Raw genomic sequence first — 10,172 nt, forward strand, 5'->3', positions numbered from 1 at the left:
ACAAAAATAGCCGCATACAAGCGGCTATCATTGTTCAGCAGAAAACATAAATTTTTGTGTGCGAGAACGGACGTTTAAGACAAGCCCGATCGCAAGCATATATGTGGCAAGCGAGCTTCCGCCGTAGCTGACGAACGGAAGCGGAAGGCCTGTGATGGGCAGTAACCCGATCGTCATGCCGACGTTTTGGAACACTTGGAACGTAATCATGCCGATAACACCGGCGCATAAATAACTGCCGAACGGATCGTGGCATTCTAACGCAATTTGAATCATGCGGTAAATTAACAAGAAAAAGAGCGACACGACGATGCTTGCGCCAATAAAGCCGAATTGCTCCCCGATAATGCTAAAAATGAAGTCGGTATGCGATTCTGGTAAATATACGTCTAAATTTTTATATCCTTTTCCATATAACTCCCCTGACCCGATCGCAAGTAGCGATTTAATGAGCTGAAACCCTTGATCGCTTGAATATTCGTACGGATTCAACCAGCCGTAAAAACGGTTTAATTGATATTGTTGAATTTTTAATACGTCTGGGAAATATAAAAACGCCACGATAAACGCTGTCGCTCCGAGTACAGCGAGGCCGACGATGGCGGCGATAATGCGCAAACGAATGCCGGACACGAGAATGAGCGAACCAGCAATCGCCATAAACACCATCGACATCCCCATGTCTGGTTGACGCGCAAGCAAAAAAAGTGGCGGCATGAGCGATAATACGATTTTACCAAGCAATTTTAAATCGTCTTGTAACGTCGGATCATGGTACTTTTCGCGATGGTTGACGATCATACGGCTAATGACGATAATCATAAAAATTTTCATCAGCTCAGACGGCTGAAAGTTTCCGCCCGGCAGGCTGTACCAGCTCGTTGCCCCTTTAATCGTTACTGTACCCGGGACGTTTAATTCTAATCCAAGTAAAAGAATGATTCCGAAGCCATATAAATACCAAGCGATTTTAAATAGTCGATCGTAATCGAAAAGCATCGTTACAGCAATGACGACGGTACCAATGACGTACCACATGAGCTGCTTTTGCGCAAAGTTAATATGTTGCAGTTTAGCAGGAAGCGTCTCGCGCGCACTTTCGATGGCGATGGCGCTCACGACTGCGATTAAAAATAAAATAAACAATAAATGATAATCTATTTTCGTTTGAGACGTTTTTTCATTTTCCATTGTTGTTCCCCCTGCATTTCATCGTGCATTATCATTTTACATTGTCAGTTGCAAGTTGGCAAAGATTCACGCATAATAAAAAAAGCGATTTTTGTCGAGAGGAGGGGTATGATGTTACAGGCGTTATATGATGAAAAGATGGAAGAGTTTCGCCGACAGTTTTTAAAATTGCATCCGTACGAGCGGGCGAAGTTTTACGTCGAACAAAGCCCAGAAGTAAGAAAGCGGATGTATGAATATTTATCACCAGCAGAAATGGCGGAAATTTTTGACCATCTCGACATTGAAGAAGATGAATATAAAATTTATTTATCGGAAATGGATCCGTTATTTGTCGCACAAATGCTCGCTCACATGTATGCGGACAATGCCGCGGACGTATTAAATGAGCTCGATAAAAAAGAAGTGGCAAATTATTTAACGATTATGGATGATGAAGCGGCGAAAGATATTCAAGGACTGCTTCATTATAAAGAATATACGGCCGGAAGCATTATGACAACGGAATATATCGCCATTCATGCCAACCAAACGGTGCGTTCGGCGATGCAAATTTTGAAAAAAGAAGCAGCGCAAGCGGAGACGATTTATTATTTGTACGTCGTGAATGAACAGCGTCAGCTCGTCGGCGTATTGTCGCTTCGTGAACTATTGACATCGGATGATGATGAAATGATTGTCGACATTATGAACGACCGTGTCGTGTCCGTATTTGTTGATGAAGATCAAGAAGATGTGGCCCGCAAAATGCAAAATTACAACTTTTTAGCCCTTCCTGTCGTCGATGCGAACAATCATTTACTCGGTATTATTACCGTTGATGACATCGTTGACGTCATTTCGGAAGAAGCGACAGACGACTATTCGAAGCTTGCGGGGGTTCCTGATGTCGACATTCAGCACAATCCGTTGGAAGCGGCGAAAAAGCGGCTGCCATGGCTGATTATTTTATTGTTTTTAGGCATGATGACCGCGAATTTAATTAGCCGCTTTGAAGATACACTACAAAAAGTAGCGATTTTAGCCGTGTTTATTCCGCTCATTGCCGGCATGTCAGGAAATACAGGTACGCAGTCGTTAGCGGTCGCTGTACGCCGTCTTGCGATGGGCGATTTAGAAAAAGAAGGAAAGTGGAGTATGGTTGCGCGCGAGGCGTTGACAGGATTGCTTATTGGGCTATCGTGTGGCGTCGTCATTACGATTGTCGTGTATGTATGGAAACAACAGTTTTTCTTAGGGGTGCTCGTTGGATTAGCGTTATTTGCAACGTTGACGGTTGCGACAGTTGCGGGGGCGCTCATTCCGCTTTTTATGCATAAACTGCGCATCGACCCTGCTGTTGCTTCTGGCCCGTTTATTACGACGATTAACGACTTAATTAGCATTCTCATTTATTTCGGTTTAGCGACGATGTTTATGGACTATTTATTATAAATTCCCTATTTGAAAGTAGGGAATTTTTTGTTATAATCATATTAATACTAGGTTCTAATAACAAATCATAAAATTAAGGGGATGAACGAATATGCAATTATCATTACAAGGGAAAACGTACGTCGTGATGGGTGTGGCGAATAAACGAAGCATCGCTTGGGGCATTGCGCGTGCGCTTCATGCAGCCGGGGCGCGATTAATTTTTACATATGCAGGCGAGCGTTTTGAAAATGAGGTAAAAAAATTAGTTGCGACGTTAGAAGATGACAGAGCGCTTGTGTTACCTTGCGATGTGACGAAAGATGACGAAATTGAGGCATGCTTTGCGCAAATCAAAGAGCAAGTTGGCGTCATTCACGGTCTTGCCCATTGTATCGCATTTGCGAATAAAGAACATTTAGAAGGCGAGTACATGAACGTCGATCGCGAAGGATTTTTACTTGCGCACAATATTAGCGCCTATTCGTTAACAGCGGTGGCGAAAGCGGCAAAAGAGTTAATGACAGAAGGCGGCAGCATCGTCACACTAACGTATTTAGGCGGCGAGCGCGTCGTGCAAAACTATAACGTCATGGGTGTGGCAAAAGCGTCGTTAGAAGCGAGCGTGAAATATTTAGCGAACGACTTAGGAAAATACGGCATTCGCGTCAACGCCATTTCCGCCGGTCCGATTCGTACATTATCTGCGAAAGGCGTCGGCGACTTTAATTCGATTTTAAAAGAAATTGAAGAACGCGCACCACTGCGCCGCACAACGACACAAGAAGAAGTTGGCGATACGGCACTATTTTTATTTAGCGACTTATCGCGCGGCGTCACAGGCGAAATTATTCACGTCGACTCTGGCTACCACATTTTAGCGCGCTAATTGGAAAGCTGTTTGGCATTTGCCGAACAGCTTTTAATTTTTTTACAATTATATGAAATTTATAGAATTATACACTGTTATTTATTATAATACGATTAGTATTTATTAGAATGGAGGAGAAGGGAGGAATGTTAATTGAGAAAAATTTGGATTCTCACAGTATTATTCACTAACATTTTTGTATTTGGATTTTATGAATCTTTCTCACATGCTTCAGAACTGCCTGTCCAAAAAAACGCAACAGAAGATGCTAAAGAAATTACAGTTCAGTTTGATTTGAAGGATCAAGAAAAACACGAAATCATAGTTGTCGATGAATCTGGAAAAGAAATGACTATTACTATTGAACCGATTATGTTATCCGAAAGAGAGGATTATGGAAGAATAAATCGACCCTCATATCAGCATCTTTTTCCGTACGGGAAATCAACTTATCAAGTAAAAGCAGCGACTCCATATATGGGAATTAGTTATTTTATTGATGTAAATGTTCCTAACAATATTGAAGAATCTAGAATTATTAAAGCGTATTCTTATGATTACTGGATTATCGGTGGAACTCTCAATAATATTTCTTTAAGCTATACAGAAAAAACAGCTAAGTTTTCTGCTGATGTATCATGGTTGGGTGGACTTGGTGGTGCAAATGTTTATGTCAAGGCAACTTTGTCTGGGAACTTGCTTACTATAAGCACAAGAATGTGAAATTTACTACTTAAAACGAATAGATTGAGGATGATTTCTAATGGGTTACTTTTCTCTTGTAGTTATTATCATTATTGTATTTTCATTATTTTTTATTTTGAAATGTTTGTACCATCTAAAGAAAAATAGCGATATACGCATTAAACAAAATGAACAGATTATTCACTTATTAACAGAACAGAGGAAGAAAGATTAATCACAGCTCGTTGTGCTTCTATAGCGACAACTTGAATGGTTAATTTCATTTTTTCGACTGGCGGAATCAAGCTTTTAGCATGCCCGTTTCTTTTTGCGCATATAGTAGTCGTAAAAAGGAGGGGTGTGGGAATGAAAAAACGTGTGGAAAATGCGCCGTTGTTGTATATCGTTCAGCCGAATTTAGGTCCAAAAACGTGCTATATGCAACAGACGTTTCGAACGAAAAAAGAAAAACCATCGTATCCGCCGCCGTCATTTGCGAATTTTCGCGAGATGGATACGACTGAGCGTATTGAATTTTTGGCGACGCTTCCGAATGAACTTCGACCGGTGACGTGTGAGTTGAAAACGAAAAACCGCACGTATGAGGGCATTATTCAAACGTGCGATAAGAAAAAAGTCGTTTTTGCATTAAACGATGAAGAAAAAACGATCACGATCCCGCTCGAACATATCGTATCGGTATCGCTTATTGGCAAATCGTAATATATAAACGTTCAAGCTGCTCGGCTGTGTTTGCGAAGGAAAACGCCGTTTCTGCCCGTTTTCGTCCTTCGTAAGCAAGGGCGAGCGCTTTTTCTTTGTCGTGCAACAGTTCGTTTATGGCGCAGGCGAACGCTTTTGGCGACGCATAGTCGTCAATGACGAGCCCGTTTTTGTGATGTTCGATCACTTCGCTATTTCCGCCGCGGTTTGTCGTAATGATCGGAACGCCTGCGGCCATTGCTTCATAATGCACGCGAGCGAGTGGCTCGTGCCATTGCGAACTGCAAACGAACACATCGCCGATTGTGAATACGTGTGGAATATGTTCAGACGGAATATAGTTCGTAAATTGAATGCGGTCTTTGTAAGGTTTGGCGAGCCGATGAAGAAAGCGAACGTATTCGTTCGGGCGGTTGTCGCTAAACCATTTCCCGCCGACGATGATCAGTTTTGCTTTTGGATGGTGGGCTAACACGTGATTCATGCTTTCAATGAGCACATGTACCCCTTTTGTTTCACTTAATCGTCCGATAAATAAAATGACGTCATCGTCTTCGGCAAGAAAACGTCGGCGCATATCGTTGCGCATTTGTTTTCCTTCGTCTGTCCATGGCGGCATGTAGCGCGTCGCGTCGACGCCGGAGTAGACGACTTGAATGTTATCGTCTGGCACATTGTATCGTTTTGTGACGGTGCGTTTCATATACGCGCTGACGGTTGTAATGAGATCCACTTCAGCGACGACTCGTTCGGCAACGTCACGCTTCATTTTCATCGGCGAAAACATATCGTTATGCAAACTTGTAACGAAACGGCTGTTTGGCGCAGCTTGTTTGTAGCGTAACACGTTTGCTGGACGGTTAAACACGTGAATGACGTCGAACGTTCGTTTATTTAATTCGTTTGCAATATGTTGTTCGTACTGTTCTTTTGGCACGCGCACGTATTCGATGCCATCACGTATTTCGTATATCGGAAGCGAAGGGTCGGTAATGGAAAAAATGGTGAGCGAACGTTTTTCGGCAAAAAACGGGGCGATGCCATCAATCAAGAGTTGAATGGCGCCCCCTTTTATGGCTGGAGACGGCAATTTTTCAGTACAAATAAAGGCGATGCGCATAACTACCTCCCATAAAGCGAGCGAATATACTCGACTTCACGGCGCAATCCTTCTTGCAATGATACGTTTGGAGCGTACGAAAGGATGCGTTCCGCTTTCGAAATGTCTGCCCACGTATGTTTCGGCTCACCGATTGCTTGATTCATATATTGTTTGTTTGCTCGTTTCCCGATCATTTCTTCAAGTATAGCGATGACGTCGTTAACAGATGCGCGCTCTTTTCCGCCAATATTGAACGTTTCGCCAATTGTTTGTTCATTGCCAAGCACAGCGAGCGTACCATTGACGCAATCGGAAATGTACGTAAAGTCGCGCGTTTGTGTGCCGTCGCCAAAAATGGTGATCGGCTCATCAAACAGCATTTGGCGAATAAAGCGATGAAACGCCATATCAGGTCGCTGGCGTGGACCGTAGACGGTAAAATAACGTAAAATGGTCGTCGGCACGCCAAATTCCGAGCCATATACGTGGCATAAATGTTCACCAGCAAGCTTCGTTATGCCGTACGGTGAAAGCGGAGTCGGAGTCATGTTTTCATGCACGCGCCCATGTTTTTCGCCATAAACGGATGACGTTGACGTATAAATAAACTGTTTCGGGCGATGTTGTTTACACGCTTCAAGCAATCGTTGCGTTGCTAATATGTTATTTGTCGTATATGAATCAAATGACGTTCCCCAGCTCGTGCGCACGCCCGGCATGCCAGCCAAATGATAAATGACGTCGACTCGTTTGATGATGTCGTCAAGCGGCAGCGACAAAAGATCGCCTTCGAGCCATGTAAAACGGTCATGTTTTTTTAACGTGTCTATCGTTTTTTCTTTCCATTTTTTGGGCGTAGGCCCGATGAAACAATCGATGCCGATGACATGATGGTGCTGCAATAACGCTTCGCATACGTGCGAGCCGATAAAGCCAGCTGCTCCGGTAACAAGTATATTCATCCGCGTCCCACCCCTATATAGTTTAGTCCTGCGTTCATGATCGCCTCACGAGGCAAGCTATTTCGCCCGTCGATCACGACGTTTCCGTTCATCATTCCTTTTACTTCTTCCCAGTTTAGTTGTTTGTACGCATCCCAATCGGTCGCAACAATGAGCGCATCCGCTTTTTGAAGCGCTTCATGTATTGTTTTCGCTTGCTTTACATTGACGTCGTTTGGAACAACAACTTTCGGATCATGGGCGATGACATCGGCACCGAGGGCGTGTAATTTTTTTATAAACGACAAAGCAGGCGATTCACGAATGTCGTCTGTGTTCGGTTTAAAGGCGATGCCAAGGACGGCAATGCGTTTGCCGGCAAGTGCTCCTAACGTTCGTTTCATTTTTTGAATGTACCAATAGATTTGCGTGTCGTTAATCGTTTTTGTCGCTTCTAACATATACGGGCGCACCATTTGTTCATATGCCATTTGTATGAGCGCTGTCACATCTTTCGGAAAACAAGAGCCACCGTACCCAATGCCAGCTTGTAAAAAATGTCGCCCGATGCGTTCGTCAAGCCCGATGCCTTTGGCGACATCGGTGACGTCCACGTCATATGCGTCACAAAGACGTGCCATTTCGTTAATAAAGGAAATTTTCGTTGCTAGAAAGGCGTTGGCAGCATATTTAATCATTTCCGCGCCGTTTAAACTAGTAACGACATATGGCGCATGAATGCCAGCATATAATGTTTGCATAACGGAAAGAGAACGATCATCATCGTCACGTAAGCCGATGACGATGCGGTCGGGATGTAACGAATCGTAAATGGCAGAGCCTTCGCGCAAAAATTCAGGGTTCGAGACGATGCGCACATGTTTTCCTTCATTTTTTAAGCGTTTATATATGCGTTCGTTCGTTCCGATCGGGACGGTACTTTTCATGACAAGTGTTTGATGATCGCCTATATATGGAATAAGCGTATCCATGGCGCGATGGACGTACGAGACATCTGGTTTTCCTTTTAAGTCAGGCGGTGTGCCGACGCAAATAAATATAACATCTGCTTCTTTTATATGTTGTTCGTTGTGATGAAAAAAAAGCCGACTTTTGTAGTCGGTTAACAGTTCAGCTAAACCTGGCTCGTAAATCGGAATATCGCCACGCTGCAAGGCGGCTATTTTTTGTTCATTTTCATCGATGCAATGAACAGTATGCCCAAGTTTAGCAAGAACAGCTGCTGTTGTTAATCCGACATAACCGGCACCAATCATACAAACGTTCATAAGTTCACTTCCTTTATTCGTCTTCGTCTTCTGTTTTTTTCGTTCCAATTGTTGTTGTTTGTTCTTCTCCCGCGGCAACGAGCGCTTCGGTTGGAAACTCCACTGCGACGATGTCACGGCAGTTGATGATCATTGATTTTCCGCCGTGTTCATAAAATGGGTCGACGATAATGGTTAATGTTTTCGATGTTGTGTCTAGTTGAACGAATTGAGCGTTATAGTATGTTTCTTTGTTCGTATGCACGTGCAGCTCTGTTCCTTCGCTTAATGTCGTAAGCGTAGCGCATATATGTTGTACGTGACGTTGGCGAGCTAAAAAATCTTTGCTGAAAAAAATGTTATACACAGTTTCACATCCTTTTTTGTGAAATCACTCATTGCATTATATGTGAAACAATAAAAAACGGAATAGGCGAAAGTACTGCATGTTTTTTGCATAAGCAACATAAAGTGAAGCGAGGAGGCGAGAGAATGGATGCTTTTCACTTTTTTCTTTTATGTATCGCTTCATTTCGTTTGACGCGCTTACTCGTATATGACCGCATTACATCGTTTTTGCGTGCGCCGTTTCATGATGAGTTCGAACAAGATGGAGAGACGTATATTGTCGTGAAAGGGACGGGGCTAAAAAAGTGGATCGGGGAGTTGTTAAGCTGCCATTGGTGCACAGGCATATGGTGTGCAACAGCACTGTATGTCGGAGCGATATATATGAAGCCGATCGTCATGCCGATTGTTTCCGTGTTAGCCATTGCAGGGTGTGCGGCGTTTATTGAAGTTATGATTCAAAAATGGAGCCAATAAAAAAAGCGGGCGAATGCCTGCTTATTTATTCATAACGATATGATTCACAGATGATACCCCTTGTTTCAGTTGGCGGAAATAAACGAACCCTTCTACGACAACCGTTTGTATGACGCGCAATTCAAATGACGGAAAGCGCAGTTGTTCATTTGGTAAAAGCGTCGTTTCATCGATCGGTTTTAGCCAATATTCCCCGTCTTTTATTTTTTGACGCCAATCTTCGACTGCAAACGTCCATCCACCTTCTTCTTGCAGTTGGCGAAATGAAAATTTTCCGCTGAATTGAGCGTGATCGGCAGGGCGGAGACGAACGCAAATGATCGGGTCATGGAGCGGCATATTGCCGGCATTGTCAATGACGAAATCGCCAATAATCGTCACATGTTCTTCTTTTTCTTCTGGGATCATGACCGCATATGCAAAATAGGCGTTGGCGCGCACGATGTCTTCTTTTTTTATTTCTTTTTTTCGTTTTTTTTCTTCTTCAAGTGCCACTTCGTAAAAAAGAAGTTGTTGTTTCAGATGCTCAATCGTTCGTTCGTATTCGTCCATTCGTTCAAGCTGTTTTTGTACGTATTCGTTGCGCAGTTGCTCGCGTTTCAGTTCTGTTTCCATCAGTTGTAATAGTTGCTTATATTTTGCCACTTCCGAGCGATAATGAATAATTTTTTGTTGCAGTTGAATATGTTGGTTGTTCATCTCCTCCCCCCTATAAGCATTCTGGACATCCTTGCCAACCATTTGGAGTCATATGACTTGGTGGAACGATAAACATCGAACAAATGAAAAATACGACCCATATTTTTTTCGTCATTTCATATCATCCTCTCCTCGTATAGTATGTTTAGAAAGATTTTTAAATCGAACTTCCAGTTCGATACGCTCCTTGACAATCGTATATTCTTGGGTGACTTGCCCACGGGGGAGGGGCGCCCCTCCCTCGTGGGTCGCAAACCTATTTCACAAACATCGGGGTTGGACTTTTCGCGATGTTCTTGGATAATGGTCTTAGGATCATCGGGGACACTCTTCTCTCTCCTGTAGCCTTGACTACTTGAAAAGTCTGTCTCCCCGGCTCCTGTTCGGACTTCTAACCCGCAGGCTGTTCCCGTTGGTTTCCCATGCTGGAAGGAGCAGCTTCCAGGCAGCCCATG

Annotated in this window: 11 protein-coding genes; 5 read left to right on the top strand and 6 right to left on the bottom strand. The window is 43.4% G+C overall.

The features are described from left to right. Positions 1-27: 27 nt before the first annotated feature. Positions 28-1,191 (bottom strand): FtsW/RodA/SpoVE family cell cycle protein, encoded by a 1,164-nt coding sequence (locus tag ASC42_RS03435; RefSeq protein WP_055440564.1) that lies wholly within the window; start codon positions 1,189-1,191, stop codon positions 28-30. A gap of 108 nt (positions 1,192-1,299) precedes the next feature. Here ASC42_RS03435 and mgtE point away from each other — a divergent pair, with 108 nt between their 5' ends. The 4 genes from mgtE (at position 1,300) to ASC42_RS03455 (ending at position 4,882) form a co-directional block, all read left to right on the top strand. Beyond that, positions 1,300-2,625: a magnesium transporter gene (gene mgtE, locus ASC42_RS03440; RefSeq protein WP_055440565.1), complete on the top strand. Its 1,326-nt coding sequence runs from the start codon at positions 1,300-1,302 to the stop codon at positions 2,623-2,625. A 91-nt stretch (positions 2,626-2,716) separates the two neighbouring features. Next, positions 2,717-3,493: an enoyl-ACP reductase FabI gene (fabI, locus tag ASC42_RS03445; protein WP_032100729.1), complete on the top strand. Its 777-nt coding sequence runs from the start codon at positions 2,717-2,719 to the stop codon at positions 3,491-3,493. A gap of 135 nt (positions 3,494-3,628) precedes the next feature. After that, entirely contained in the window at positions 3,629-4,198 is a 570-nt protein-coding gene (locus tag ASC42_RS03450; RefSeq protein ID WP_055440566.1) for a DUF5626 family protein, read from the top strand. A 327-nt stretch (positions 4,199-4,525) separates the two neighbouring features. After that, a complete protein-coding gene (locus tag ASC42_RS03455) occupies positions 4,526-4,882 on the top strand; it encodes a CotO family spore coat protein (RefSeq protein WP_055440567.1) in 357 nt (118 codons plus the stop codon). On the opposite strand, the gene ASC42_RS03460 is transcribed toward ASC42_RS03455, so the two are convergent. From ASC42_RS03460 to ASC42_RS03475, 4 genes are read right to left on the bottom strand one after another with little or no spacing between them, the layout of a single operon-like run. After that, positions 4,866-6,002 (bottom strand): glycosyltransferase family 4 protein, encoded by a 1,137-nt coding sequence (locus tag ASC42_RS03460; protein WP_055440568.1) that lies wholly within the window; start codon positions 6,000-6,002, stop codon positions 4,866-4,868. The genes ASC42_RS03455 and ASC42_RS03460 overlap by 17 nt on opposite strands. Before the next feature lie 2 nt (positions 6,003-6,004). Then, positions 6,005-6,946, bottom strand: coding sequence for an NAD-dependent epimerase/dehydratase family protein (locus ASC42_RS03465; protein ID WP_055440569.1), 942 nt, complete (start codon positions 6,944-6,946; stop codon positions 6,005-6,007). After that, positions 6,943-8,214, bottom strand: a complete 1,272-nt coding sequence (locus tag ASC42_RS03470) for a UDP-glucose dehydrogenase family protein (RefSeq protein ID WP_055440570.1) — start codon at positions 8,212-8,214, stop codon at positions 6,943-6,945. The genes ASC42_RS03465 and ASC42_RS03470 overlap by 4 nt, the downstream gene beginning before the upstream one ends. Before the next feature lie 13 nt (positions 8,215-8,227). Continuing rightward, complete coding sequence (locus tag ASC42_RS03475; RefSeq protein WP_055440571.1) at positions 8,228-8,560, bottom strand: hypothetical protein; 333 nt, start codon at positions 8,558-8,560, stop codon at positions 8,228-8,230. 125 nt (positions 8,561-8,685) lie between these two features. Between ASC42_RS03475 and ASC42_RS03480 the strand changes: the two genes are divergently transcribed. Further along, the gene (locus ASC42_RS03480) at positions 8,686-9,018 is read left to right on the top strand and encodes a DUF1360 domain-containing protein (RefSeq protein WP_055440572.1); all 333 of its coding nucleotides are present in this window, start codon (positions 8,686-8,688) and stop codon (positions 9,016-9,018) included. 21 nt (positions 9,019-9,039) lie between these two features. On the opposite strand, the gene ASC42_RS03485 is transcribed toward ASC42_RS03480, so the two are convergent. Then, entirely contained in the window at positions 9,040-9,717 is a 678-nt protein-coding gene (locus ASC42_RS03485; protein WP_055440573.1) for a hypothetical protein, read from the bottom strand. Between the last annotated feature and the right edge of the window lie 455 nt (positions 9,718-10,172).

The organism is Anoxybacillus suryakundensis (genome assembly GCF_001418025.1).
GTDB lineage: Bacteria > Bacillota > Bacilli > Bacillales > Anoxybacillaceae > Anoxybacillus > Anoxybacillus tengchongensis.

Coding starts and splice junctions, on each gene's coding strand:
- ASC42_RS03435 (WP_055440564.1), bottom strand. CDS start 1,191: ATGGAAAATGAAAAAACGTCTCAAACGAAAATAGATTATCATTTATTG.
- mgtE (WP_055440565.1), top strand. CDS start 1,300: ATGATGTTACAGGCGTTATATGATGAAAAGATGGAAGAGTTTCGCCGA.
- fabI (WP_032100729.1), top strand. CDS start 2,717: ATGCAATTATCATTACAAGGGAAAACGTACGTCGTGATGGGTGTGGCG.
- ASC42_RS03455 (WP_055440567.1), top strand. CDS start 4,526: ATGAAAAAACGTGTGGAAAATGCGCCGTTGTTGTATATCGTTCAGCCG.
- ASC42_RS03460 (WP_055440568.1), bottom strand. CDS start 6,002: ATGCGCATCGCCTTTATTTGTACTGAAAAATTGCCGTCTCCAGCCATA.
- ASC42_RS03465 (WP_055440569.1), bottom strand. CDS start 6,946: ATGAATATACTTGTTACCGGAGCAGCTGGCTTTATCGGCTCGCACGTA.
- ASC42_RS03470 (WP_055440570.1), bottom strand. CDS start 8,214: ATGAACGTTTGTATGATTGGTGCCGGTTATGTCGGATTAACAACAGCA.
- ASC42_RS03480 (WP_055440572.1), top strand. CDS start 8,686: ATGGATGCTTTTCACTTTTTTCTTTTATGTATCGCTTCATTTCGTTTG.
- ASC42_RS03485 (WP_055440573.1), bottom strand. CDS start 9,717: ATGAACAACCAACATATTCAACTGCAACAAAAAATTATTCATTATCGC.